Here is a 24,389-nt window from a genome sequence, read left to right as displayed (position 1 = left end):
GCGAAGCGCGCGCGTGCGATATTGATGGCAGCTGATGGAGGTGAGCATGACGACTCGGACGGCGGCGCCGCGCGCGGCGATCTACGCGCGCTATTCTTCCGACCTGCAGTCAGCCGCGTCGATACCCGATCAGGTTCGGCTTTGCAGGCGACTGTGCGAAGAGCGGGGCTGGACGGTTGTCGAGGTTTTCGCTGACGAGGCGATGAGCGGAGCGTCTCACCTGCGCCCGGATTTTCAACGCATGCAGCAGACGGCGATGGCCGGGCAGTTCGATGTGCTGGTGGCCGAGGCGCTCGACCGGCTGTCGCGCGATCAGGAACACATCGCCGGGCTGCACAAGCGGATGCGGTTTCTCGGTGTGGAGATTTTCACGAAGGCGGAGGGCGCGATCAGCGAGATGCACATCGGGCTTGGCGGCACGATGTCGGCGCTCTTCCTGCGCAACCTGGCCGAGAAGACCCATCGTGGTCTGGAAGGTCGTGTGAAGGCGGGCAAGTCGGCCGGGGGTATCAGCTATGGTTACCGGCTCGACCGTCAGCCCTTGCCGGATTGCACCTATACCACCGGAGACCGGGTGATCGATCCGGTCGAGGCCGCGATCATTCGGCGGATTTTCACGGAATATGACCGGGGGCGCAGCGCACGGGCGATCGCGATCGGCCTGAACCGGGATGGCATCCCTGCCCCGCGCTCGGGCGGCAAGGGCAAGGGAAGCTGGTCGTTCTCGACGATTTCGGGGAACTGGAAGCGCGGAACCGGAATCCTCAACAACGAACTCTATATCGGTCGCCTCGTGTGGAACCGTCAGCGCTTCGTCAAAGACCCCGATACTGGCAAACGTCAGGCACGGCCGAACCCGCCCGGGGACTGGATCACCGAGGAAGTGCCGTATCTGCGGATCATCAGCGACGACCAATGGACCCGGGTCAAACAGCGCCAAGGCGCGATCCGCGAAGATATCCTGACCGAACGGGTAGCCAATCCCAACGGCCCCAAGATCGAACGCGGCCATCGCCCCCGCTATCTGCTGTCGGGGCTTCTGACCTGCGGCTGCTGCGGGTCGGGCTATATCATGATCAGCGATAGCCGCTTGGGCTGTGCTGCGGCACGGAACTCCGGGACCTGCCTGAACCGCAAGACGATCAAGCGGAGCGACGTTGAGGCGCGGGTGCTGGGGGGCCTCAAACACCACCTGATGCATCCTGACCTTGTGGCCGAGTTCATCGCGGAGTTTCATCGGGAGATGGAGAAGGATCGGCGCGAAGGCGAGGCGGGGCGGGTCGAGGCGGAACGCGCCTTGGCCAAGATCACGAAGGAGATCGAGAACATCGTGACGGCGATCACGGAGGGCATGTTCCATCCGAGCATGAAGGCGAAGATGGACGCGCTCGAGACGCAGAAGGCGGCACTTGAGGCAAAGCTCGCCGCCCTGCCCGCACCGAGCCCGGTGATCCTGCATCCGGGCATCGCGGATGTTTATGCGGCGAAGGTTTCGGATCTGGCGGCGGCGCTGAACGATGCGGAGAGCCGGCCCGAGGCGGTGGAGATCCTGCGCGGGCTGATCGAGAAGATCGTGCTGAGGCCCGATGCGGATGCGGCGAACGGGCATGTTGTGGAGCTATTCGGGGAGCTGGGCTCGATTTTGTCGTTGTGCGGCAATGAGATGGGTCAAAACACAAAAGCCCGCAGCGGTGCTACGGGCTTGAGGCAAAAGACGATGGTTGCGGGGGCAGGATTTGAACCTGCGGCCTTCAGGTTATGAGCCGAAATCGCAGCGATTCCAATAACTTAGAAAAACCAAGACGTTGCGTCGCAAGCGTTTGTTTTGGCGCAATTTTCATCTGCGCACACATCAACGTTCACACGGATTCACAAGCAAAAGCAGCGTCATGCGCGCAGTCGCAGGTTGATGTGGTGTTGAGGTAGCCCACGCGCCCTCTCCCGCAGATCATCATCGCAGACCGTCTTGTCGGCCTTCATTTCCGATGATCCTGGAGCCCGAGCTCAACCCACATCCAGCCAAAATCGTACTCGGCGATGGGCCCCTCGCCATGCCCGGCGCTGCGGTTTTCCAGAATCTTCAGCCAGTCGATCACCTTCTCGCGCCCCGCAGTCGTCCGGACAGCCTGACGTGGTGACTTGCCGCCCAGCGCCGGGATCGGCGCATCCAGCGTTTCGCGGTAATGCTTGTCGAGATGATCCCGCATCAGTTGGCGCGCGATCTCTGGTGGGATTTCGTCGGCCGCTTCGCGCGACCCGCCACGCCGTTGGTCGGCCTGCATCTGTTCCACTGTCCGGATCGTGGTCAACGGTGCCCTCAGCAGATCCCCGGCGGCCGCGCCGATCAACGTCTGGACATCGGCCGCCCGCTCGGCCGAGTTGACGGTCACGAGCAGCGTCTTTCCCTTTAGTTCCACGGAGCCCAGAACCGTGGCCCCCTCCATCTGCGTGTCCAGCATGATGCCGCCGCCTGCCTTGCCAACGCGCCCTTTCCGCGCAGCCAGCCAGTTCCAGAACTTCGGTCCCTCAGGCAGGAAGCCCTTCACCCGGTCAAGCCGCTCGGCCACCGCCTTCTGCGTGACGCCGCTGGCAAGCGGGTAGCGCAGGTCGTGGAACAGCACATCATCGCCGTCCGAATTGGTGAACTGCGGTTGCGCCGGGGTGAGGGCGCGGTCGATCTCGATGAACAGCCAGGCGGAGGTAAAGATGGGTGCGCAACCCAGAAGCTGGTCGCGGGTGAGCCGCAGCGCATCTCGCTTCTTCAGCTTCAAGGCATCCCGCAGCCCGGCAAACAGGAAATCCACCGCTTCGGTGCGGAAGGGCAGCAACGCGCCGGAGATGACATGGTGATCGTGCTCGGGCACCACCCGCACAGCGATCCGGTCCCATTGTTTCAGCGTACGCGTGGCGGATTTCTCGCGCACCGTGACCGGGGCGGCATCCGACAGCAGGTCACGCAGCACCATCGATGTACCGGGCTGGACATCGCTGACCTCGTACAGGCTGACCGGCGCATCCCGCAGCGCGCTGAAGTAGGCCCGGTTCAAGGCCGTTTCCTTCCAACCGCGCCGCTTCAGATAGAGATCGACGATGTTGCCGTCCTCATAGTGCTGGCCAAGGAAATCCTCGAACCCGCACCCCCAGAGGACGCCCGACCACTGGTCGCCCAGCAGATCAGCCAAGCCGTCCTGGTCGATCTCGAATTCCTCCAGCGCGGGCATCAGGTGTTCGGCGACCACATCCTGCAGTCGGTCGCGCCAGCCCCCTTCCCGGCTGACGAAGGCCAAAAGGCCGGAAATATCGTTGCGTTCGGCCATTGCCCTTCACTCACCTGATCGCCTGGAACTAAGCCGCGGGACTCTGCCTAAGTCGGGAATCCCGCAGCTTGGCGTCCATTTCTAGGAAATACACCGCTGGAGCGCCACACGGTAACTGTAGGGTGCCACTTCCTCGACTGTCACCATATCCCCGGCGCGAACACCATGCCGCTCGAAGAACTCCCGGATCCAGCTACGCTTGCGGAAGAACCGCTTGGCGCCGTCGAGGTCGGTCATGACCACAGTGCCACCGCCCCAATCGACGGCAATTTCGCGCTGGGCGGCCGAAGCACGGTTTGATCCACCGATTGCGTCCGCCGGGAACTTTTCGAAGAAGTTCCTGAGGTAGATGTGGTTGTTGTCGATGTTGCCCTGCGTGATTTCGGTCGTGCCGATGAGGCGCGCAGCATGCTGCCGCGGAACGGCGTTTGACGGCATTGGTGCGGCCACGGGTTCGCGGACGACCATCACGGTTTCATTTCCGTCCTCGATCAGATCGAATTCCTCGTCGTCTGCAATCGTGCTCTGGCCCGTCTGAACTGAAGGCCCCGTGCGAACAGGCTGAACGCCTTCGGCGCGCAGGACCACCTCTGCCGCTGCGCGGGCATCCTCGCCTGCGTCATGATGCTCGAACACGAGACCAAGGTGCTGCTTGAGGCTTGCGAGGCCATGGCCACCGTTGCCCCGCAACTCGGGCCAGGCAGCGCGGGCAACATGGACGCTGTCGCGCCAGTCCCACTGAGGGATCGGCAGGCCGCAGTTGCCACAGGCGGCGGCAACGGCGCTGCGGTCAAAGCCGGAGTGCTGATAGACCGTCGCCCCATTCAGCGCACCCCGCAAGACCGGCAGCACCTCGGCAAAGGTCGGGGCGCCCTGCACCGTACGGGCACTGATCCCATGGAGGTAGGTGAACACCCAGCGCTCCACCTGCGGATCGACGTAAGTTACCCAAGTCTCGATGGAATTGTCGGGGCGCACGCAGGCAACACCGATCTGGCAAATACTGCCACGGTCGTTGTTCGCCGTCTCGACGTCCAAAGCAAAGAAGCGGAACGGCCCCTCAGGAAAGGGCGTGACACGCGTCTGCCGGATGGTCGCGGGCTTCGGCGCTGGCGCCGCGGCGGGGCCAACCATCGAGGAAAGAAAACGCAGGCGTTGCCGCTCGATTGCCGCCAATTCCCGCGTCCCCCAGCCAAGGCGGCGCAGCGTAGCCTCGACCAGATCGACCGGCTCGTCATAGACCTGCATCCTGCGCCGGTTCCAGGCGATGGCGTGGTCGGGCGCGAGGGAGATGACCTCGGCCTCCAGCCGGGCGATGTCCTCCGTGTCGGGCAAGGGAAGCCAGACCGCGCGGCAGTGATCGACCACGAATTCGTTACGCAGCGCCTTGGCGATATCACCATCCGCCTTGGTCAGCGCATCCTTCCTGTCGCGCCACATCCGCCCGGTGTTGTACATCTGCGAGAAGTAGTGGCTCGCGTTCTCGGATCCGGTACGATGACGCTGGTGGATCCGTTCATACAGGGTCTGATCCTTCGAACTGGTCGAGCCAATGTAGCGAAGATCACCATGGTGATCGACAAGGCCGTAAAGGCCACGTGCATCGCGCGGCGCCTGAACGGTCGGGCGGGGCGCTGCTTCGAGCAGGGCAGAAAGCAGGTCATTGGCGGAGAAACGCATCATCAAACTCCCGCTCACATAGACATCAACTGGCGGCGCTCGATGCGCTTCCAGTCCCGCCCAGAGACAATACCCCAGTTACCTGCCTCGTTCGGGCGACGCCAGCGCGGGGTCGCCATCTTGTGCAAGGCGATCAGCGCCTCGTCAAAGGAGGCATACTGCACCTCTTCGCCCTTCGCACCGATCATGAACTTGCCGCCGCGCGCGAGGCCGGGATGGAAATGACTTCCATCTGCGGCAACCGGCACGAAAACGACATTATCTGCAAAATCCAGGCACGGCGCCTCGGGCGGCGCTTCGTCGGGCTGCTGCCAGATTGAGGCAAAGAACTCCTTCCGCCCCTTGAGCCACGCTGCCGCACTGGCGGCAGTTACACGCGAACCGGCCTTCTCCAGTCCACCATCGACGCTCGAGAGGATGTTCCGGATCCGACCTTCGGTGACGCCGCCGAAAAGAGCGAGCGACTGAAGATCCACTTCACCAACACCGGTGTCGATGGCGCGCCGCGACAATGCGAGATTGATGATCCGCGCGATCACCCCCTGCGGCTCGGGCTGTGCAAGCTGCCGGAACTGTTCCAGATGCCTGGCAAGTTCCGCGAGCCACCCGTCACGCTCGTCGAACATAACCTCCTTCGGCGTCACACCGTAGAGACCATAAATTCCCGCATTATCGATAAGCTTGGTGCCGGTCCAATGGGGTGAAAGGACGGGGTCATAAGTCTCGAAAGCTTCGCGCCAGTTCCCACCTTCAACATCAGGACCATTAAGCAAGGCAAACAGATGCGGTGCAACTTCGTCTGCGCCGAGGATCAACTCGATCACGCGAAAGCGCGCGGCAAGCAGCTCAAGCAACTCATGTCCATAGTCCCAGTTTGCGGTGTAGTCGCTGTTGGCCGCCAGCGCATAGCCAATCAGTTCGCGCTGAAACCATGCCTCCCGACGCTCGTCGGCAGTCATCGTTTCCGGGGTAAGGTTGGTCATATTCATGATCGTGTCCTTCAAGCGTGCAAGCGGCGGATCATGGCGCGGAGGTTATGGCGCGCACGGTGATCGGAGGGCGTGGAAGCCGCGATGAGGAACCCTCTTTCAAAGTGGAGGGCGTAGTGACAGCCGCGCGGCTCGATATTGAGAAGCTCGACACCTTCAGCACGGCATAGCTGCTGATACTCTCTGACGACTTTCCGCATTGAGGCAAATCCCGTGAATTATACTTTACCCTATCACTCATATCGCCCCAATGATGTGATGTAAATAGTGTGACTTCACCTTTCACCTATTTTGCCTCCGCCAACGGCATCATGCAGCAGCGCGTCGCAAGTGTTTGTTTTTATAACAATTATAGGGCGAAGGGGCATCCAGGGAAGCAAGGACACATCGTGATCAGGAAGCTTGTCCCTGCGCCACGCGTTATCCACAGCTTCCTTTGTGCCCCCCCTCTTGCGCCGAATCGGAAGTCCATGCAGCTTGCCCGTCCGAGGTGAGCAGCCCTCAGCCAAAAGCAAAAGAAACCATCGATACGGCATTCATGACACACAACCCAGCAGGGGCACGATCGGCTTGATTCCGCCGTATTGGTGACCCTCTCGCCCAGAACGAAGGTTGCCAGACGGTTTGGAGCTGATCCCCTCCCTTGATCTGATCGAGGATGGTGCATCATGGCCTTGCCGCCGCGTGTCTATTTTACCCTGCACGAAGTTTCAGCCCGCTGGGGCTGCAACATCGCGGACATTGCAGGCTGGGCGGACGCAGGCCGGTTCCGGATTCTGACAGGCATCTTCCCGGTGCGCTGCGGTCAGGAGGTCATCGCGGGCAAGGTCGCGCTGTCGCCCATGGACCTGCTCCCCTTGTTCCGCCGTTGCGGGACCGGGCCGACCGAGGGCATTGTCCGGCGCATTCTGCCCCTCGAAAAGAGCGATTGGCTGCTGATCACCGATCCCGCCGGTGGCATCCCGGTCGCGATAGCCGACATGATGATCCTCGCCGAGGAGGTGCACGCCTTCGAGGAAGAAAACGACATGGTGCGGCGCGTCGCAACAACTGCGGGCGCCTCGACCAATTACGACTGGGAGGGCATGACGATCGCCCTGATCGTGCGCATCCATGATCGCGGCCTGCCCGCCACGCAAGCCGAGTTGGTCGCCGAGATGCAGGACTGGTTCGCGGATCGGTCGGACGGCAAGAAGATGCCCGATGAGCGCAGCATTCGTCGAAAGGTTACGCCGATCTGGCGGGCGCTGCGGCGGGAGGAGGCCTGAACCCGTTGCGCGCGGGGAGGTGTCAGGCCGATTTCAATTCGGCCTGATCTTCGGCATCATGAACCAGCCGGGGCTTCGGCCGGAAGGCGCTGGCCACGGCATCGACCCCGGCGCGCAGCGGCGAGTCCATCAGGTGGGCATAGCGCAAGGTCGTCTGCATCTGGCTGTGGCCCAAGAGCTTGCCGATCATTTCGAGCGAGGCGCCGCCGCTGACCAGAAGCGAGGCGAAGGTGTGTCGCAGGTCGTGGATGCGGACATCCTGCAACCCGCATTGCTTCTGCACCCGCGCCCAGAACCGGCGCACCTCCTGCACGGGCTGGCCCGGCGTGTCGCCCGGGAACAGCCACGGCGAGCCCTTCGACACCAGAAGTAGCCGCTGGCGCACGATCGCGGCAGTCTCGTCCGAAATCGGCATGCGGTGGGCACGGCGCTGTTTCGTCATGGTGGGCGGCTTTGACCAGCTCAGGTGTTCGAGGTTGAACTGTTCGAACCGGGCCTGACGCACCTCGCCCAGCCGGGCGCCGGTCAACATGCACATCCGGATGATATCGGCGGCGCGCCGATCCTCGGCGGCGTCCAGCGCCGCGGCGAGGCTCGCAATTTCTTCCTTCGACAGAAAACGTTCGCGCGGGGTCTCGGTGCGGCGGTAGAAGCGCTGGGCAGGATTGTCCTCGCACCAGCCCCACTGGACCGCCAGCGTGAACATCTTGCGCAGCATCTCGCCGACCCGGTTGGCGCGCACCGGGGTGGGCTTGGCGCCCTGCAACTTGCGCGCCCGGTTGTTTGGCTTTTCCTTGTGCGGCCGCGCTCGGCCTTCGGCAATTTGCGCCAGCAGCTTGTCGACGTCGCTCGGCGTGATTTCGGTTACAAGCTTGCGCGCCCAGACCGGTGCCACCAGCTTGGTCAGCGACGACCGCTGATCCGCCGCATTGTGCGCCGAGAGTTTCGGCAGATGCTCGGCGCAGTAGCGCTCGATCAGATCGGCCACGCGCGGGGCTTCGCGCTTTGCCACGCGCTGGCCCAAGGGATCGCCCCCGGCGTTGATCTCGCGCCGCAGTTCCTTGGCACGCTCCCGGGCGGCGGCCACCGACCATTCCGGCCAGCGTCCAAAGGTCATACGTCGTTGCCGCCCGGCATGGCGGTAGTCGATGGTGAAGGCCCGCCCCCCACCACGGTAGATGCAGACGGCAAAACCGCGCAGGTCGGTGTCGAAGATCTGGTAATCACGGCCGGGCGTGGGCTCGGCTTCTCGAAGGACTTTTTCCGTGAGCTTGATGCGTTGCGGCATGCGTCTCGTCCTGGTTGCCACCGACATGAGGCGTGGTTTCGCCTGAATTGCAAGCCAAGCATGCGGGCCGGGGCGGCGCATAGGCGCTGACCGGCGTAGACATCGCCAGATGCGTGCCACCCCTTGTTTTGTTGGCATTTTCGTGCGGCGCGCCACCCAGCGCGGATAACCTCCAGCGCCTGATGCTCCCGATTTCCACGGGAATGACCGAGGCGACCTGAAATAACGCCGTTTCCCACGGCCGCAATTCTGTAAATCCCCAAAGAAATCAGAGGGTGGCAAGGGGCTCATGCCGGGTGCCACCCCCTCTTTGCCCGCCAATGCCGGTAAATCACCTGTAAATCCGACTGTTCGCAGCCGGATGCCGTTTCGACACCGTTCGGCCCCTTGCGCGTCTCTACGCCGGTCTCCGCCGCTTCTTCGGCAAAATCCCGTTTCCGCCAATAAAACAAGGGGTGGCACGCGCGCGGCGGCTTCAACGCCGGTCAGCGCCTATGCGCCACCCTTCCGGCTCTGCCCTGATGGTTCTCGCAATCGGCTCCCACCCCGGGAGCCAGAAATGGGAGAGCCCGATGTCGCACCTCGGATCGATGCCAGACCCGAAGGAAAAGCCCCGCACGCTGCTGGTCGGCTGGATCAGCCGCCTCGACCTCGCGCTGGAACTCGGCCTTTCGGTCGATACCCTGCGCCGCTGGGAGGCGATGCGCACGGGGCCGCCCTGTGTCCGCGCCGGGCGCAAAGTCTATTACCGCCGCGCCGCCGTCGAGGAATGGCTGGAGGAGCAGGAACAGGCCGCCCCGCGCCGCCGTCGCACCGGGGGGCGCCGGTGATGACCGCCCTCCCACGCAATTCCGCCTGGCCAGCCGATCGCGTGGCCGAGGCCCGCGCCATCATCGCCGATGCCGCGCATCACAGCGACCAGCTGCTCCGCCTCGCCTGCACGGTCCTTGCCACCCATGGCGAGAGCGCGGCCGAGCGGGCCGACGCCCGGCGCCTCCAGCTGGTGATCGACGCGCGGCGCCCGATCGCCCGCGCCCAGCGCGAAGACCAAGGGAGGGCCGCGCAATGAAACGCCGTGGCACCCCCGAGGCCGATCTGCAGCGTGCCGTCGTGCAGGCCCTGCGCATCGCCCTGCCCCGCTCGGCCATAATCCACCATTGCGCCAACGAGGTGACGGAGGCCGGGCCGCGCGGTGCGAAGCGCCAGGCGATCCTCGTCGGCATGGGCGTCCATACCGGGTTCGCCGATCTGATGGTCCTGTGCGACGGCCGCATCCTGTTCCTCGAACTGAAGGCACCGAAGGGGCGGCTGCGGCCGGAGCAAGAGGCGTTCCGCAATGCGGTGCAGGCGCAGGGGTTTGGCTGGGCGCTGGTGCGCAGCCTCGACGACGCGCTGGGCGCGCTGGCCGATCACGGCTTCACCACGCGCATCGCCCCTGCCCCGCGGAGGCCAGCGCCATGAGCCACGAGGCCACCAACTGGGCCATCAAGCAGCGCGGGTTGAAGCCGACGACGAAGGTCGTGCTCTGGCACCTTTGCGATCGGTTCAACCCGGACTATGGCTGCTTTCCCTCGCAGGAACGGCTGGCGCATGACTGCGAGATCAGCCGGTCCACGTTAAACGATCACCTTGGTCAGCTCGAAGCGGTGGGTCTGCTGCGGCGGGTGCCGCGGCTCGACCCCGTGACCAAGCGTCAGCTGCCGACCCGCTACATTCTGGCGTTCGAACCGGGCTTCACACCTGTGGATGTGGTGCCGTGTCCGGAAATCGGACACGGTGAGAACGCGGGCGAGGAAAGCCCCGACAGCACAGACGCTTCGACCATGGAGGACTCAGCCGATGCCCTGCCGTGTCCGGATTTCGGACACGGGGATGGCGCGAGGCCCGTGTCCGATTTTCCGGGGAACCCGTGTCCGGAAAACGCCGAAAGCCGTGTCCGAATTTCGGACACTAACCCTGTAAGAGAACCTTTAAGAGAACCAGTAAAGGAGGAGGAGGGCGCGCAGGCGCGCGCGGCGATTTCCGATGAGGTTTTCGGGGACCTGCTCGTGGCGCTGGGCCTCGATCCCGCCGCCCTGCCCGGCTGGTGGCAAGGTTGGCCGCCCCGGCTGCACGTCCAGCGCTGGCGCGACGAGCTCGGGCTGACCGAGGCCGAGATCATCGCCACGGCCGAAGCCTCCCGCCAGGAGCACCCCGAACCGCCCGATGGCCCAAAGGCGCTCGACCGCGCAATGCGGCGCGCCGCCCAGCGCAAAGCCGAGAATGTTGGTCGGCAGCGGGGCAAGCCCAAGGGGCCCCCTGCCCCGCCAGCGCCCCCGATCACCGATCCGGCCGCCTTCTACGCCGATCTGATCAACTCCGACCGCTATCTTCCGATCAGCGCGATCAGCAACACCATGCGCGACGCCATGCTGGCCCGCGGCCTGGTAACGCCCATGCGCCTGCGCGAACGGGGCGTGCGATGAGCCTGCATCGACCGGTCGGCCACACAGGCGGCAAACGCGCGAAACGCGCGCTGGGCGTGCAGGCAGCACTGGAATGGGCGTTCAGGATCGAGAAGGCCCAGTTGGAGCTCCCCCTGCCCGAGGACGTCACCGAGGAGGGCTTTGGCTTTGGCTTCGGCCTCGAATATGTCCTCCTCCAACGCGCCGCGCTGGGCTGCAAGATCGACGGCGGCCAGCATAAGATCGGCGGCCACACCCACGAGGACGCCGAGGTGATCGCCGCCACCGTCGCCGGGATCCCCGATACCCTCGGCGGCAAGCGCATGGCAATCCGCGTCGTCGAACTGGCCCGCGCCGGGCTGACCCCCGACTGGATGCCAGGTGCCGTGCCTCGCTGCGTGCCGGTTGAGGTCAAGCGCAACCAACATGGCGAGCGCGCGACGACCATCGTGGTGGGCAACGAACGTGTCCTGACCCGCGGCAAATGGCGCACGATCGAGGTGCTGGCCTGCCCTGTCACCTTCTCCCCCCACCCGCAACAGATCGCTTCGGCGCGGCAGGCCTATGAGGACTGGCGGCAGGCGCTGGGCTGGGTGCGCGAGGGGTTGATCGTTGGCGGAATGCTGAGGGAGATCGAAGTGACGGGGACGATGCCGAAGGCGATGCCTTGGAACACGGGGGGAAATCGATGTTGAGGGCGCAGTGCAGACGTTCGCTGTGAATGCGTACTGACTTGGGAAATCTCAAAAGCAGCCAAGTGGCAGCGTCGCTCAGCTTGAATCGTTAACTATAAAATAAAGGAATCCTGTGTCGACGGTTTGTTTCCGCCCCCGGAAGCGTGGCAATTTATTGTTTACCGCAACCACACACCTTACCAAAACTTCTCCTTTTGTTCTTGTTTTTTCGTGTCGAATGTAGCAATAATGAGAAAAATATACCCGGAGGCGCCGCGCGAATGCTAGATGAACCCCGTTCCGACTTCGCCCGCCTGCGCGAGCGCACGGGCCTGTCTGTGGAGGCGCTGGCGCCCCTCATGGGCTATTCTCCCGCAACCCTCTACCGCTGGGAGCGGGGCGAAGCCATGCCCCGGCAAGCGGTGCTCGTGGTGCTCGAAGACCTCGTGAACAAGCGCGGCGCGACCGAGCCCGAGAGGCCCGCCTTCCGGTTCATTGACCTGTTCGCAGGGATCGGCGGGATTCGCCGTGGTTTCGAGCCTCTGGGCGGCAAATGCGTTTTCACCTCCGAATGGGACCGCTTCGCCAAGACCACCTACGCAGCAAATTTCCCCCACGACGATCACGAGATTTCGGGGGACATTACGAAGACCAAGGCGAAGGACATTCCCGAGCACGACCTTCTGCTTGCGGGCTTCCCGTGCCAGCCGTTCAGCATCGCCGGAGTGAGCAAGAAGAACGCCCTTGGCCGCGCCCATGGCTTCGCAGACGAGACGCAGGGGACCTTATTCTTCGATGTGGCCCGGATCATTTCCGAGCACCGGCCGAAGGCGTTCCTGCTCGAAAACGTGAAAAACCTCGTCAATCATGACAAGGGGCGCACGTTTGAGGTGATCATGCGCACCCTGCGCGGCCTCGGCTATTACGTTCCCACGCCGCGCGTGATCAATGCCAAAGGCTATGTGCCGCAGCACCGGGAACGCATTCTGATTGCCGGGTTCCGGGATGAGTGCGATTTCTCGTTTGACGATCTGGACGTGCCTTCGCCGCTCAACGGGCCGAAGCTCGGGACGATCCTGCACCCCGAAGACGGCACCGAGAAGGGGCCGGACAAGCATTACACCACCGCAACGGGCCGGGTGAACGACAAATACACCCTGACCGATCACCTGTGGCAGTATCTGCAAGACTACGCGGCCAAGCACCGGGCGGCCGGGAACGGGTTCGGATTCGGCCTCGTGGGTCGGGGAGACGCGGCGCGCACTCTCTCGGCCCGCTATTACAAGGACGGTTCGGAAATCCTGATTGACCGGGGCGAGGGGCAGAACCCGCGCCGCCTCACCCCTCGGGAATGCGCCCGTCTCATGGGGTTCGACAAGCCCGGCGAGTCCAAGTTTCTCATCCCCGTTTCTGATACGCAGGCTTACAAGCAATTCGGGAACTCGGTGGCGGTGCCAGTTATTGAGGCAGTGGCGCGGCACATGCTGCCCTATATCGCGGCCGAGGCGGCGCAGGATCAAGCGGACAAGCAGAGGCGGTTGCAGCCCGTTGGCTGACGTGGTGGATGCCGCGACCCGCTCCCGGATGATGGCGGGAATCCGGGGCAAGGACACGTGGCCCGAAATGGCCCTGCGGCGGGGGCTCCATGCCCGGGGCTTCCGTTACAGGTTGCACGACCGCCGATTGCCGGGCTCGCCCGATTTGGTGTTCCCCGGGCGCCGCGCGGTGATCTTCATTCACGGGTGCTTCTGGCACGGGCACGGCTGCCACCTGTTCCGGCTGCCTGCCACGCGGCGAGAGTTCTGGGAGGCGAAGATAGCTGGGAACCGCGCCCGGGACGAGGCCGCCGAGGCCGCCCTTCTGGCCGATGGGTGGCGGGTGCTGACGATCTGGGAATGTGCCCTCAAGGGGCGCGAGCGGCACCCGGTAGACGAGGTACTTGACCGGGCGGCGGATTGGCTCACCAATGGCCCAATACAATCGACGATTGCGGGAGGTGCAAATGGCAGTTTCTGATTTTACGGATTGGCTCGGGGTTTTCTGTGCGCCCAGGGTGGCTCTTTTCGTGAAGCGCCTTTCCGGCAATGACACTCTCGCCAATGGCGCGCATCAGGCAGGCCCCTATATCCCGAAAGACTTCCTCTTTCGCATCTTCCCGATGATCAACCGGACGGATGAGAAGAACCCCGATCACCGCTTTGTACTGGCCGTCGACTCCCACATGGACGCCCGGGAAGTTCGGGTGATCTATTACAACTCGAAGCGCCACGAGGGGAAACCAAACGGGCGCGACGAAACCCGGCTGACCAATTTCGGGGGCGGTGCTTCGGCGCTCCTGGACCCGGAAAGCACGGGCGCGCTTGCGGTCTTCGCTTTCCCGCTGGATGACAACGGCGCCGCGACAAGCTGCCATGTCTGGGTGTGCCGCCACGAGACCGAGGAGGATATTGCCGAGGAGCGGTTCGGGCCTATTGAGCCCGGGCGTTTCGTCATGTGGACCCCCGAGCAACCTGGGCTGTTCCCGCCCTATGCCGCCGGGCGCGCGAGTTGCTGGCTTGAACCGGCCGAGATTCCGCCCGCATGGCTGGCGCAGTTTCCGACCGGCGCGGAGATCGTGCGCAAGACGGTGGAGCTTCGCCCCGAGCATGGCATCCCGCCCGACAAGCGGCTTCTGCGCCGCAGGGAGTGCGAGTTTGAGATTTTCCGCAGCGTGGAGGAGGCGATAGAGCTTCCCATGATCAAGGCGGGCTTCACCACCTTGGACGATTTCATTTCACGGGCGCAGACAGTCCTGCAACGGCGCAAAGCGCGCTCGGGACGCTCGCTCGAACTGCACACCCGGGAAATCCTGATAGAGGAACGGTTCCGGGAGGGCACGGATTTCGAGCACGGGCCGCAATCGGAACCCGGCAAACGGCCCGACTTCCTGTTTCCTTCGCAGGCAGCCTATCGCGATCCGGACTTCCCGGCTGCCCGGCTTCGGATGTTGGCGACCAAGACCACCTGCCGCGACCGCTGGCGACAGGTTCTGAACGAGGCAGACCGGATTCCGGTAAAGCACCTCCTTACCTTGCAGGAGGGCGTTTCCGAGGCGCAGTTCCGGGAAATGACGCAGGCGAACGTGCAGCTCGTGGTGCCTGAGCCGCTGATTGACAAGTTCCCGGCCATCATCCGGGCGGACATTCAGACACTTGAGAGCTTCATGGGCGATCTGCGCTTGCTCGAAGTCGCTCCTTAGTCGTCGGGACTCATGGTCAAAATTCCAGGTCTCGAAATGTGCCTAGCAAACTCCTGAGTGAGCTTTGACGTCAACTCTTCTCTTAGCCGATACGCCGTCTTCCAGTCTGCTACTTTGGCGCGTGTCGCGCTGAATGTACAATTCAGGAAAACAGATAGCTTTCCAGGAACCAACTTCTCGCCAACGAGTATTGCTGGCGTTTTCCACTCCAGCCCCGACTTAGAACTCTTTCGGGCATGTAGCTTGGCGTTGTTTGTCTTTGAACCATCAATATTGTCGAACGGCCGTAAGCGCCCGCTCATCGCCCTTTGCCTTGCGGCTTGACTATTCTCGGAAGTTCCAGGGCATGAGCGCGGCGATATCGCTTTGCATGTGCTGGTCGAGGATCTTGCGGAGCGTGGCGGCGATATAGGCCTCGGGGTTTATGCCATTGAGGCGGCAGGTGCCGATCAGTGAGGCGATGCGGGCCCAGGTTTTCGCCCCGTCGTCGGAGCCCGCGAAGAGCGCGTTTTTCCTCGTCAGCGGAATCGGACGGATCGCGTTTTCGACGCCGTTGGTGTCCATTTCGAGCCGACCGTCCGCAAGGAACCGGGTCAGCCCCGCCCAACGTTTGAGCCCGTATCGGATGTGCCGCGCGAGTTCGTTCGTCGAGGAGAGCTGCTGCAGGCAGCCCTCGAGCCAGGGCCGCAGGGCCTCGACGATCGGCCTGGAGAACCTCTGCCGGATTTTCACGCGCGTGGCCGGGTCACGGCCGCGGATTTCCTTTTCGATGGCGTAAAGCTGCGCAATGCGCTCGACCATCTCGTCGCAGATTTCCGACGGCGTATCCTTGGCGAACTTGACGAAGCGGCGCCGCCAATGCGTCCAGCAATAGGCGATGTCCCATGGCTTTGCGGTCTTTTTCGGATCGGCCAGCTGGTCATAGCCGCCGTGGCCATCGACCAGCAGCGTGCCGCCGGAGAACCCCTTGAGGATCTCTTGCGCGACCTTGCCTGCGCGACTGCGCGCGTGATGAAAGACCACGATCGGGGGATCGCCGCCACCCCAGCCACGCTGATCGCGCAGCACCACCCAGAGCCAGTCGGTGCGCACCTCCCGGTGCCCGGCGCCAGCACCGGCACGGTGGTCTCATCCATCTGCAACCGGTCGCTGCGGCGCAACTCTGTCATCATCGCGTCGATCACCGGCGCCAGAAGCTGTGCCGCCCGCCCGGACCATTCCGCCAGCATCGTGCGGTCAAGATCGAGCCCCTGGCGGCGATAGATGTCGGCCTGACGGTAAAACGGCAGGTAATCGCCGAATTTGGCGACCATGCAATGCGCCACCAGCGCCCGGTCGGCAGGCCGCGCGGCACCAGCCATTCCGGCGCCGGAGCCTGGGCATGCTGCGCGCCCGCGCAGGTCCGGCAGACATATTTCGGGCGCACCGTCACCAGCACGCGGAATTGCGCCGGGATCACATCGAGCCGCTCCGTCCGGCTTTCGCCAACCCTTTGCATCGCGCCGCAGCCGCAGGGGCAAAGGATGCTCTCCGGTTCGATGACCTGCTCGATCCGGGGCAGATGCGCGGGAAGATTGCCCTTGTTACGCTGCGGCGGAGCAGCTGGCGCCTTCCGGGGGCCGATCACCTTCTCGGCCGCTTCGCTGGCCGCCGCCAGCATCCCGGCCGCAGCCTCGACATCTTCGAATGGCAGGTGATGCTGGTCCGGATCGCCCTTCTCGGACTTCGCGCCGAAAGCATCGCGGCGCATCTGCGAGAGCAGGCGTTCCAGCCGCGCGCGCTCCTCGACTGCGGCAAGACGTGTTTCCGCCTCGATCCGCGCGGTCTCGGCGGCAGCCCGCGCGGCTTCGGCCTCGGCCAGACGCCGTTCAAGATCTGCCACCCGGGCCGTGCTGGTGCTGCGTGATGCCATGGCCCGAGACTACCCCACAACACCCCGCAAGGACGCCATAAAACACGGCCCGAGTCACCCTGTCGCGGCTCACCCTGCCAGCCGCGGCCTCTGCCTGCGCTCGGCCCGGACAGCCCGCCAATCGACGCCCTCGAACAGAGCGGCGAATTGCGCCGGGGACAGCCTAATGACCCCATCCGCCGGCTTCGGCCAGGCAAAGGCACCGCCCTCGAGCTTCTTGTAGATCAGGATCAGACCGGTCTGGTCCCAGACCAGGCACTTCAGCTGATCGCCGCGCTTCGAGCGGAACAGATACACCGCGCCATTGTAGGGATCGTGGCCGAGCACGTTCTGCACGACCAGCGCGAGCCCCGCGTGACCTTTGCGGAAGTCCACCGGCCGCGTCGCCAGATAGGCGCGAGTGATCCCGCCCGGCAGGATCACGACGATGTCTCCCGCAATGCCGCAACCACCCGCCCAAGATGCGCCGCGTCGAAGCCGGTCGGCACGAGGATCCGCACCCCGACAATCTCCAGCTGAAGGCTCGTCTCGGGTTGATCGCCCGGCCCGGCGCCCCCGCTCACCACGATCGGCACGAGCCCGAGGGCATCATCTTCCGGCATCGGCAAAAGCCCCTCGCGCGCGGCCCGGCGCCAGGCATGCAGTTGCGGCGCCGAAACCCCATGACGCCGGGCCACATCGGCCACCGTCACCCCGTCCCGAAACGTCTCGAGCACCATTGCCGCCTTCACATGCTCGGGCCAGCGACGGCGACCGGTCGGCCCCGTCACGATGTCGATACGACCAGCGTATCCAGGATCATCACTGTGAGAACTTACGTAAGTTTGTATGTCGCTATCCATCGACGCCTCCGTTGTTACGGGCGTCATCTCGGATGACATCGCCCCTCAAACAACGAGGGCGATGGCCGGGCGCTTACGAACGGCCATTCGAGACCTAGAAGATAAAGGAGCGGCCCATCTTTGGGTTGAGCCTGGTCGCAAGACGCTCCAATCTGTATCAGTCTAAGAGAGCATTTCGACCAATCCTCGTTGTGCATCCCAAACACAGTGTCGAGGCAGAGTTTTTCAACAGTGAGGTCAAATAGGTCGAGTAAGGCTTGAGCTTTATTCTCGAAAGGGAAGGCGACTACCGCACCTAAGTCAGTAGGTAATATTGGCGCGCTGCTAGGAGACGATGCCCGTGAAACATGTATGGCAGTGTTTATTGCGGCTTGAACCGGTACTGACGCGAACTTGTCCTTGTGGGGCACGAGAGCGGATTTCCAAGAGTCTCCCGCGTCGCCCTGCGGATCATGCTCCGTAACTCGGTCCGCAAGGATAGGAACCAGCACATGATTTATCGCCTCTCTCGGGTTCTCTTCGGCACGATCTATCCCTGCACCCGCTTGGGCTAGCCTATAAAGCACATTCCCGAGCTCCGTTCCAAACTCGTCAGTTGAACGCTTTTCGAGCGACACAAGATCAACTATCGAGCGAAGGACGGCACCAGCGGCGACGGCAACATCGGTCTCCCAGCTAAGAATGGCTCTCATTTGCGGGCTTCGCGACATCCGATCTTGAATATCTGCCTGAAGCTTCGCAGGATCTTTTATCGTTCCGTCACTTGTGTCAATGTAGTCACCCTTTTGAAGCGCTGCGAAGAAGACCGGCAGGTAGCGGGCATCCTCTCCGGTGAAGCGTTCAAAAAGGTTGGTTTTCAAAGCACCCAGATCGGGTTCTTCAGCCCAGAGCACTATTCCATATGGACCATTATCTGGGCAAATTAAACGCGTTATCACATCTTGAATTGCTGTGAACGCTACCTTGTTGTCCGCCGTCCCAAACGTGGCTCCAGTCACTAGATTCTGATCAAGAAATAGAATTCGCGTCCCAGGCAAAGGCTGCCAATCACCAACAGTCTCGTCATCGTAGAGCTTCGAATGACAGTCTAGTCGAAGAGCGTCCAGCGTCTGTTTTATCCCTTTTAAATGGTGTTCTTTGTCATCTACGACAACAAATCTTGAATGCAAAAACATCGTTTAGACCTTCAATTCAGAAAACTGAAGCGCGATCACCGCACCTTCAAAATCATCTGGAACATCAACCTGTGAATGATCCGGAAACAAGAGGGCGCCGTCATTTAGCTCCATCACCATATTCGCGTAGTATAGGCCCATGCCCATCCCTTCCGGTCTTCTAGTATAGAAAGGACGAACAAGCTCAGACGGTGCGTCGCGGAAGCCCGGACCGGTATCGGCGATTATGATGGTTGGGCCCCCGTCAAAGTCTTCGTCAATCCCAATGTATATTGCCCGACCAGAATCCTCCTCATTGGGCCACTTGGCTCGCATCCAATAGATCGCATTGTCGATAATATTTGTTATCGCACCCAGCGTCAGTCCGAAGGAACAGGACACAGTGACTTCAGGCGCATCATCTTCCGCCGCAGGACAGAACAATTTCACATTGTGATGCCTGAAACGTATCCGATTTAAGTCCCGCGCTCTTTTGATGAGTTTTCGAAGATCGACAGGTTTGCGATCTTTCTTCCGCAGGAGGTCAGAAAACCCATCTAGGAGTTTCATCATCTCTTCAACCTGAGATGCGACAGCTTCCAACTCCGGATGGCCCTCCATATTCTTGTAGAGTGACCTAACCCCCTGCTCAATTTCGTGAAAAACGACAGCAAGACTTGTGCCTGATATTCCCGTCGCGAGAAGCCGATTTTTCATTTCGACATACTCGTGTTCGATCCGGTCTAGAAGTGGATCAATTTTCCCCGAAAGGTTGTTCTTGCTCGCGATAACTCGGATCTTCGAGACCGGCTCCATGATGCTCTGGACTTCCGGGTCCTGAACTTCTCCGAGGAGTTCCCTGATAGCTTTCCGGTCGACTTCACGCTCTCGCTGGAGTGGGTCAATTGCGCCCAACACGAGTTGGCGGAATCTTTCGTAGGCCTCATTCTCAATAAAGCCTTCCCGGTTTGATTTCTCGACCAATCCGGGGCTGCTATCCTGATCAAGAGATACATGGCCAACAACGATGTTGCGACTCAATCCCCGCGTCGGATTGTTGACGCGCTTCAGGTCTAGCCCAAGCCAATCGTTACTCCGCTCTCCGTAGTCGTAGACCCGGATGCCATCTCGATAGACGCGAATACCGCCGTTCTCATCAAGGAAGTCTTTAATGAGCTTCGTCTCGCCCATTTGCCTTGCGATCCTCGGCGTCAGGTCAAAGACATAGAATTCCCCGGAAATCGGACCTATACCCTCGATCGACTGCAAGTCCGCAATGACCTTTCGCATTGTCGACGGCTGAGATTTCCCGCTGAAGAGCGGGTCGTCGTCATCAGCCTCCAACGGCGGCACCAAGAGCGAAACCTCGTCTTCTTCAAGGTCTCTGGCCTTTCGTTGAATTCCGGGAATGCCACGGAAACTGTAGTGATAACTGAAGTTTTCCCCGTCAAAATCAAACGTATATTTCCAAGGCGCCCGTTTCAGAAGCTCTGAAGGGTCAGGCAGTCGTTCGATCCACTGCGGCACATCAGGGACTTGAAGGGTTGCTTGGAAGTCGTCACGCTCAACTTGGCCGAACGGCGAAGAAATTGATGTAATCTGACGAAATAACCGGCGCACTTCTCCGCGGGTCCACCGTTTCTCACGCAGTTCTGAGATTTGCAGCAGAGTTCCCGTTTTCTTCCCGGTGAAAACTTCAGGGGGCCGCACTTCGATGTCGACTTCGGCGTCCGACAGGAACTCATGCGCTATCATCTTGTTCCAGTCAATATCGACAACAACCTCTTGCGAATTTTCCGCCCTCGTCACCATGCGAATTTTGTTTCCAAGCTTATGGACAGATAGCCGACCCAGCCCTTTAGACCCAAGTGGCAAGCGTCCTTTTGCAGTTCTCTTTTTCTTCTCCAACTGCCGCTCTTTGTGGTCGTGGGCAATCACGAGCCAAATGTCTCTCACAGTTTCAAGCGACATGCCGGTCCCGTCGTCCGTCACGTGGATCGTGGGGGTTTTGGTTCCAATACCGGCTATTTCCACATCAACCTTTGAAGCATCTGCGTCGTAGGCGTTCTTAACAAGTTCGAATACGGCAAGCCTCGGGGTGCCGATTAACTGATCACCCAGATGCTGAAGTAGTCGTGCTCGTGGTCGAAATCGCCTGTCTATATCTGCTTGCATCGAGTTCTCAGGTTTAACGCCTTTGTGGGGCTTGTGTGTCTGTCGTTTGGCGCACTAATGCCTCATTTGCCTCTCAAGGTAGCTTTATGCTCAAGATTTGAAGGATCACCTCAGAGAGCCAAGTGACGCAAAACTCATTGCACCCATGAATCAGGACGCAGCTTCAAGATATCGGTAATCACTTGAACGCGCTAGCCCGAGCGCCGTGGCAACCGTCGTAGGGGGCATGTCCTGCTCCCGCATGGCGTTCAGCCACGAACACAATGCGTGGACGGCGGCTCTGTCCGCGTTGCAGACCTCTGCTTAACAGATCATGCTGCACGATGTCATGGATGACCGGTTCGGGAAGCTGCACCGCAGCAATAGCCAGCCCGGCGAACGTCCGGAGAGGGCCGACTGTGTCGGCCAAGGGCCTTACTCGCGCCCCCTCCTCTGGTTCCTCCCCGGCCTAGAACGTATGCGGGGGGGCGCAGCGCGGCAGTTCGCTAGCGTGAGGCGTTTTCACCGGGGAAGCCAGGCGGAAGCCACCTTGCGCGCTGATGCCTGAATTCCTGAGTCAGATCAGCGGCTTGCGGAATCACGATCTGGCCGGGGTGGATTCCCGGCGGGAAGCCAGGGAAGCCACCTCCGGGGAAGCCAGGCGGCGGGAAGCCACCCCTGGAAACCAATTCGTCAGAAGCTGTTGAATCCGCTTCACTTTTCCGGTTGACAGACCTGCCCCCATTGACCTACCACTTGATCATCGAAGAATTGCGCCCGGAGGAACCCCCTCGCGGGCGCTTTTCATTTCCCCTCCCGCAAATCCCGAGCCCCACCCCATGGACCTCGTCTTCGCGCCGAGCCAGATCGAAACCTGGCCGATCGCCCGGCTGCGCCCCTACGCCCGCAATGCCAAGATGCATGGCGACGACCAGGTGGCGAAGATCGCGGCCAGCATGGCCAAGTTCGGCTGGACCGTGCCCTGCATGGTGGCCGACGATGGTGAGCTGATCGTGGGCCATGGCCGGGTGCTGGCCGCGACCATGCTCGGGTTGACCGAGGTGCCGGTGATCCGGCTCAGCCATCTCGACGAGGCGGAACGCCGGGCCTACCGGATCGCCGACAACAAACTCACGGAACTGGGCGAATGGGACGAGGCGCTGCTGCGGAATGAGATCGCGGGGTTGCTGGCCGAGGATTTCGACCTGACCCTGCTCGGCATCAGCGACGAGGATCTGGACGCGCTGCTGCGGGATCCCGAATCGCTGGGCGGCGATGGCCCAGTCGAGGGCGAGGACGATATTCCGGAGCTGCCGGTCACGCCAGTTTCGGTGTCGGGCGATCTCTGGCAGCTGGGCGCCCACCGGCTGATCTGCGGCGACAGCACCGCGGCCGATGTGGTCGGGCGGCTGCTCGGGGATGTGCGCCCCTTGTTGATGGTGACCGACCCACCCTATGGCGTGGAGTATGACCCGTCCTGGCGCAACCAGGCGGGCGCGGCAAAGACCAAGCGCACCGGCAAGGTGCTGAACGACGACCGCGCCGACTGGCGCGAGGCTTGGGCGCTGTTCCCCGGCGATGTCGCCTATGTCTGGCATGGCGCACTGCATTCCGCGACCGTGGCGGACAGCCTGGTGGCGGCCGGTTTCGCCATCCGGTCGCAGATCATCTGGGCCAAGGACCGGCTGGTCCTCAGCCGCGGCGATTACCACTGGCAGCACGAACCCTGCTGGTATGCCGTGCGCGCCAAGGGCAAGGGTCACTGGGCCGGGGACCGAAAGCAGACGACGCTGTGGCAGATCGCCAACCGGGATCAGGACGCCGACACGGTCCATGGCACGCAGAAGCCAGTGGAATGCATGCGGCGGCCGATCCTGAACAATTCCAGCCCCGGCCAAGCGGTCTATGAACCTTTCATGGGTTCGGGCACCACGCTGATCGCGGCGGAGACGACCGGCCGGGTCTGCTTCGGGGTCGAACTGAACCCTACCTATGTCGATGTCGCCATCGAGCGATGGCAGGCCTTCACGGGCCAAGAGGCCGTTCTGGCGGAGACCGGCGAGACCTTCACCGCCCTCAATGCGAAGCGGCTCGCGGCATGAACGCGCCCCTCCTGCCCGGCCGGATTGAACACTGGCCGCTGGCCCGCCTTCGGCCCTATGCGCGCAATGCCAAGACCCACGACGTCGCTCAGGTGGCGAAGATCGCCGCCAGCATGGCCGAATTCGGCTGGACCGTTCCCTGCCTAGTCGCGGCCGATGGTGAGTTGATCGCGGGCCATGGCCGCGTCATGGCCGCAGCCCAGCTCGGTCTGGTCGAGGCACCCGTCATCGTGCTGGGCCATCTGACCGAGGCGCAGCGGCGCGCCTATCGGATCGCCGACAACAAGCTGACCGAACTGGGCGGATGGGACGAGGCGCTGCTGCTCGAGGAACTGCGCGGGTTGATGGCCGAGGACTTCGACCTCGGGCTGATCGGCATCCCCGAAGATGAACTGGACGCGCTCCTGCACGATGCCGACGACCGCACGCTCATCGACGATGACACCGCCGACACCATCCCCGAGGCCCCAGCCGAGCCGATCACGCGACCCGGCGACATCTGGGCACTGGGCGATCACCGGCTGATCTGCGGCGATGCGACCGACCCGGCCGTGGTGGCGCGTCTGATGGACGGGGCGCAGGCGGCGCTCATGTTCACCTCCCCGCCCTACGCCCAGCAGCGCGACTATGGCGCGGCGAAGGAGAAGGTTGGCGATTGGGATGCGCTGATGCAGGGCGTCTTTGCCGCGGCACCCGTCACCGCCGATGCCCAACTGCTGGTCAACCTTGGCCTCGTCCATCGCGATGGTGAGTGGATCCCGTATTGGGAGGATTGGGCCCTCTGGATGCGTGCGCAGGGCTGGCGGCGGTTCGGCTGGTATGTCTGGGACCAGGGGCCCGGCCTGCCCGGCGACTGGAACGGCCGCCTGGCGCCCTCGCACGAGTTTATCTTCCACTTCAACCGCCAGCCCCGGAAACCGAACAAGACGGTCGAGAGCAAGCATGCGGGCGAAACGCTCGGTGGTGGGGGCCTGCGCGGGGCCGACGGCACCGTCCACCGCAAGACCGGCTTCGGCAACGCGATCCAGAGCCACCGCATCCCGGACAGCGTCTTTCGGATCATGCGCCACAAGGGCGGGCTGGGCGCGGCCGGATCGCACCCAGCCGTGTTCCCTGTGGCGCTGGTCGAGGCTGTGCTGCAGGCCTTCACCGACCCCGGCGACCTGGTGTTCGAACCCTTCTGCGGATCAGGAACCCAGCTGATCGCCGCGGAACGCACCGGGCGGCGCTGCTGCGCGGTGGAACTGGACCCGGCCTATTGCGACGTTGCCGTGCGGCGGTGGGAGATGGCGACGGGGAGGAAGGCAGTGCAGCGAGGAGCCTGAAA

20 protein-coding genes and 1 pseudogene are annotated in these 24,389 nt (G+C 62.6%); 12 read left to right on the top strand and 9 right to left on the bottom strand.

What is annotated here, in order from left to right; genetic code table 11:
- Nucleotides 1–46: 46 nt before the first annotated feature.
- Nucleotides 47–1,762: a recombinase family protein gene (locus tag ACTTAG_RS03380; RefSeq protein WP_444464183.1), complete on the top strand. Its 1,716-nt coding sequence runs from the start codon at nucleotides 47–49 to the stop codon at nucleotides 1,760–1,762.
- 214 nt (nucleotides 1,763–1,976) lie between these two features.
- On the opposite strand, the gene ACTTAG_RS03375 is transcribed toward ACTTAG_RS03380, so the two are convergent.
- The 3 genes from ACTTAG_RS03375 to ACTTAG_RS03365 form a co-directional block, all read right to left on the bottom strand.
- Nucleotides 1,977–3,317: a hypothetical protein gene (locus ACTTAG_RS03375; protein WP_444464182.1), complete on the bottom strand. Its 1,341-nt coding sequence runs from the start codon at nucleotides 3,315–3,317 to the stop codon at nucleotides 1,977–1,979.
- Between the two features lie 81 nt (nucleotides 3,318–3,398).
- Nucleotides 3,399–5,000 (bottom strand): 3'-5' exonuclease, encoded by a 1,602-nt coding sequence (locus ACTTAG_RS03370; protein ID WP_444464181.1) that lies wholly within the window; start codon nucleotides 4,998–5,000, stop codon nucleotides 3,399–3,401.
- An 11-nt stretch (nucleotides 5,001–5,011) separates the two neighbouring features.
- Entirely contained in the window at nucleotides 5,012–5,986 is a 975-nt protein-coding gene (locus ACTTAG_RS03365) for a hypothetical protein (RefSeq protein WP_444464180.1), read from the bottom strand.
- A 668-nt stretch (nucleotides 5,987–6,654) separates the two neighbouring features.
- On the opposite strand from ACTTAG_RS03365, the gene ACTTAG_RS03360 reads away from it, so the two are divergent.
- Nucleotides 6,655–7,254 (top strand): hypothetical protein, encoded by a 600-nt coding sequence (locus ACTTAG_RS03360; RefSeq protein ID WP_444464179.1) that lies wholly within the window; start codon nucleotides 6,655–6,657, stop codon nucleotides 7,252–7,254.
- Nucleotides 7,255–7,276: 22 nt separating this feature from the next.
- Here ACTTAG_RS03360 and ACTTAG_RS03355 read toward each other — a convergent pair whose 3' ends face one another.
- Complete coding sequence (locus tag ACTTAG_RS03355; protein WP_444465186.1) at nucleotides 7,277–8,542, bottom strand: tyrosine-type recombinase/integrase; 1,266 nt, start codon at nucleotides 8,540–8,542, stop codon at nucleotides 7,277–7,279.
- Between the two features lie 572 nt (nucleotides 8,543–9,114).
- Between ACTTAG_RS03355 and ACTTAG_RS03350 the strand changes: the two genes are divergently transcribed.
- From ACTTAG_RS03350 to ACTTAG_RS03315, 8 genes are all read left to right on the top strand, one after another.
- On the top strand, nucleotides 9,115–9,372 hold the full coding sequence (locus tag ACTTAG_RS03350) for a helix-turn-helix transcriptional regulator (protein ID WP_444464178.1): 258 nt from the start codon (nucleotides 9,115–9,117) through the stop codon (nucleotides 9,370–9,372).
- The gene (locus tag ACTTAG_RS03345) at nucleotides 9,372–9,611 is read left to right on the top strand and encodes a hypothetical protein (protein ID WP_444465185.1); all 240 of its coding nucleotides are present in this window, start codon (nucleotides 9,372–9,374) and stop codon (nucleotides 9,609–9,611) included. The genes ACTTAG_RS03350 and ACTTAG_RS03345 overlap by 1 nt, the downstream gene beginning before the upstream one ends.
- Entirely contained in the window at nucleotides 9,608–10,003 is a 396-nt protein-coding gene (locus ACTTAG_RS03340) for a VRR-NUC domain-containing protein (protein ID WP_444464177.1), read from the top strand. The genes ACTTAG_RS03345 and ACTTAG_RS03340 overlap by 4 nt, the downstream gene beginning before the upstream one ends.
- Nucleotides 10,000–11,007: a helix-turn-helix domain-containing protein gene (locus ACTTAG_RS03335; protein ID WP_444464176.1), complete on the top strand. Its 1,008-nt coding sequence runs from the start codon at nucleotides 10,000–10,002 to the stop codon at nucleotides 11,005–11,007. Before ACTTAG_RS03340 ends, ACTTAG_RS03335 begins: the two co-directional genes overlap by 4 nt.
- Complete coding sequence (locus tag ACTTAG_RS03330; protein ID WP_444464175.1) at nucleotides 11,004–11,681, top strand: hypothetical protein; 678 nt, start codon at nucleotides 11,004–11,006, stop codon at nucleotides 11,679–11,681. The genes ACTTAG_RS03335 and ACTTAG_RS03330 overlap by 4 nt, the downstream gene beginning before the upstream one ends.
- 260 nt (nucleotides 11,682–11,941) lie before the next feature.
- Nucleotides 11,942–13,216, top strand: a complete 1,275-nt coding sequence (gene dcm, locus ACTTAG_RS03325; RefSeq protein WP_444464174.1) for a DNA (cytosine-5-)-methyltransferase — start codon at nucleotides 11,942–11,944, stop codon at nucleotides 13,214–13,216.
- A gap of 28 nt (nucleotides 13,217–13,244) precedes the next feature.
- The gene (locus ACTTAG_RS03320; RefSeq protein WP_444465184.1) at nucleotides 13,245–13,676 is read left to right on the top strand and encodes a very short patch repair endonuclease; all 432 of its coding nucleotides are present in this window, start codon (nucleotides 13,245–13,247) and stop codon (nucleotides 13,674–13,676) included.
- Entirely contained in the window at nucleotides 13,663–14,898 is a 1,236-nt protein-coding gene (locus ACTTAG_RS03315; RefSeq protein ID WP_444464173.1) for a type II restriction endonuclease, read from the top strand. Before ACTTAG_RS03320 ends, ACTTAG_RS03315 begins: the two co-directional genes overlap by 14 nt.
- A gap of 324 nt (nucleotides 14,899–15,222) precedes the next feature.
- Here the strand turns inward: ACTTAG_RS03315 and tnpC are convergent.
- From tnpC to ACTTAG_RS03290, 5 genes and pseudogenes are all read right to left on the bottom strand, one after another.
- A pseudogene (gene tnpC / locus ACTTAG_RS03310) lies at nucleotides 15,223–16,810 on the bottom strand (IS66 family transposase).
- Nucleotides 16,811–16,879: 69 nt separating this feature from the next.
- Complete coding sequence (tnpB, locus tag ACTTAG_RS03305) at nucleotides 16,880–17,233, bottom strand: IS66 family insertion sequence element accessory protein TnpB (protein ID WP_444462574.1); 354 nt, start codon at nucleotides 17,231–17,233, stop codon at nucleotides 16,880–16,882.
- Nucleotides 17,230–17,652, bottom strand: a complete 423-nt coding sequence (gene tnpA, locus ACTTAG_RS03300) for an IS66-like element accessory protein TnpA (RefSeq protein ID WP_023924132.1) — start codon at nucleotides 17,650–17,652, stop codon at nucleotides 17,230–17,232. The genes tnpB and tnpA overlap by 4 nt, the downstream gene beginning before the upstream one ends.
- Before the next feature lie 23 nt (nucleotides 17,653–17,675).
- Nucleotides 17,676–18,827, bottom strand: a complete 1,152-nt coding sequence (locus tag ACTTAG_RS03295) for a hypothetical protein (RefSeq protein ID WP_444464172.1) — start codon at nucleotides 18,825–18,827, stop codon at nucleotides 17,676–17,678.
- Between the two features lie 3 nt (nucleotides 18,828–18,830).
- Complete coding sequence (locus ACTTAG_RS03290) at nucleotides 18,831–20,981, bottom strand: ATP-binding protein (protein WP_444464171.1); 2,151 nt, start codon at nucleotides 20,979–20,981, stop codon at nucleotides 18,831–18,833.
- An 818-nt stretch (nucleotides 20,982–21,799) separates the two neighbouring features.
- Between ACTTAG_RS03290 and ACTTAG_RS03285 the strand changes: the two genes are divergently transcribed.
- Nucleotides 21,800–23,062 carry a site-specific DNA-methyltransferase gene (locus ACTTAG_RS03285; protein WP_444464170.1) on the top strand — a complete coding sequence of 421 codons (1,263 nt, stop codon included), beginning with the start codon at nucleotides 21,800–21,802 and terminating at the stop codon, nucleotides 23,060–23,062.
- Nucleotides 23,059–24,387 (top strand): site-specific DNA-methyltransferase, encoded by a 1,329-nt coding sequence (locus ACTTAG_RS03280; RefSeq protein WP_444464169.1) that lies wholly within the window; start codon nucleotides 23,059–23,061, stop codon nucleotides 24,385–24,387. The genes ACTTAG_RS03285 and ACTTAG_RS03280 overlap by 4 nt, the downstream gene beginning before the upstream one ends.
- The last annotated feature ends 2 nt before the right edge of the window (nucleotides 24,388–24,389 follow it).

It is taken from the genome of Rhodobacter capsulatus (genome assembly GCF_052363185.1).
GTDB lineage: Bacteria > Pseudomonadota > Alphaproteobacteria > Rhodobacterales > Rhodobacteraceae > Rhodobacter > Rhodobacter capsulatus_E.
The sequence above is the reverse complement of the archived record's forward strand: the minus strand, read 5'-3'. Positions and strand labels throughout refer to the sequence as shown.

What these genes read in the sequence shown, in the direction of transcription:
- ACTTAG_RS03350 (WP_444464178.1), top strand. Translation starts at nt 9,115, where the DNA reads ATGTCGCACCTCGGATCGATGCCAGACCCGAAGGAAAAGCCCCGCACG.
- ACTTAG_RS03320 (WP_444465184.1), top strand. Translation starts at nt 13,245, where the DNA reads ATGATGGCGGGAATCCGGGGCAAGGACACGTGGCCCGAAATGGCCCTG.
- ACTTAG_RS03360 (WP_444464179.1), top strand. Translation starts at nt 6,655, where the DNA reads ATGGCCTTGCCGCCGCGTGTCTATTTTACCCTGCACGAAGTTTCAGCC.
- ACTTAG_RS03355 (WP_444465186.1), bottom strand. Translation starts at nt 8,542, where the DNA reads ATGCCGCAACGCATCAAGCTCACGGAAAAAGTCCTTCGAGAAGCCGAG.
- ACTTAG_RS03285 (WP_444464170.1), top strand. Translation starts at nt 21,800, where the DNA reads ATGGACCTCGTCTTCGCGCCGAGCCAGATCGAAACCTGGCCGATCGCC.
- ACTTAG_RS03375 (WP_444464182.1), bottom strand. Translation starts at nt 3,317, where the DNA reads ATGGCCGAACGCAACGATATTTCCGGCCTTTTGGCCTTCGTCAGCCGG.
- ACTTAG_RS03380 (WP_444464183.1), top strand. Translation starts at nt 47, where the DNA reads ATGACGACTCGGACGGCGGCGCCGCGCGCGGCGATCTACGCGCGCTAT.
- ACTTAG_RS03340 (WP_444464177.1), top strand. Translation starts at nt 9,608, where the DNA reads ATGAAACGCCGTGGCACCCCCGAGGCCGATCTGCAGCGTGCCGTCGTG.
- ACTTAG_RS03315 (WP_444464173.1), top strand. Translation starts at nt 13,663, where the DNA reads ATGGCAGTTTCTGATTTTACGGATTGGCTCGGGGTTTTCTGTGCGCCC.
- ACTTAG_RS03330 (WP_444464175.1), top strand. Translation starts at nt 11,004, where the DNA reads ATGAGCCTGCATCGACCGGTCGGCCACACAGGCGGCAAACGCGCGAAA.
- ACTTAG_RS03365 (WP_444464180.1), bottom strand. Translation starts at nt 5,986, where the DNA reads ATGAATATGACCAACCTTACCCCGGAAACGATGACTGCCGACGAGCGT.
- ACTTAG_RS03295 (WP_444464172.1), bottom strand. Translation starts at nt 18,827, where the DNA reads ATGTTTTTGCATTCAAGATTTGTTGTCGTAGATGACAAAGAACACCAT.
- ACTTAG_RS03370 (WP_444464181.1), bottom strand. Translation starts at nt 5,000, where the DNA reads ATGATGCGTTTCTCCGCCAATGACCTGCTTTCTGCCCTGCTCGAAGCA.
- ACTTAG_RS03335 (WP_444464176.1), top strand. Translation starts at nt 10,000, where the DNA reads ATGAGCCACGAGGCCACCAACTGGGCCATCAAGCAGCGCGGGTTGAAG.
- ACTTAG_RS03345 (WP_444465185.1), top strand. Translation starts at nt 9,372, where the DNA reads ATGACCGCCCTCCCACGCAATTCCGCCTGGCCAGCCGATCGCGTGGCC.
- ACTTAG_RS03290 (WP_444464171.1), bottom strand. Translation starts at nt 20,981, where the DNA reads ATGCAAGCAGATATAGACAGGCGATTTCGACCACGAGCACGACTACTT.
- tnpA (WP_023924132.1), bottom strand. Translation starts at nt 17,652, where the DNA reads ATGGATAGCGACATACAAACTTACGTAAGTTCTCACAGTGATGATCCT.
- ACTTAG_RS03280 (WP_444464169.1), top strand. Translation starts at nt 23,059, where the DNA reads ATGAACGCGCCCCTCCTGCCCGGCCGGATTGAACACTGGCCGCTGGCC.
- dcm (WP_444464174.1), top strand. Translation starts at nt 11,942, where the DNA reads ATGCTAGATGAACCCCGTTCCGACTTCGCCCGCCTGCGCGAGCGCACG.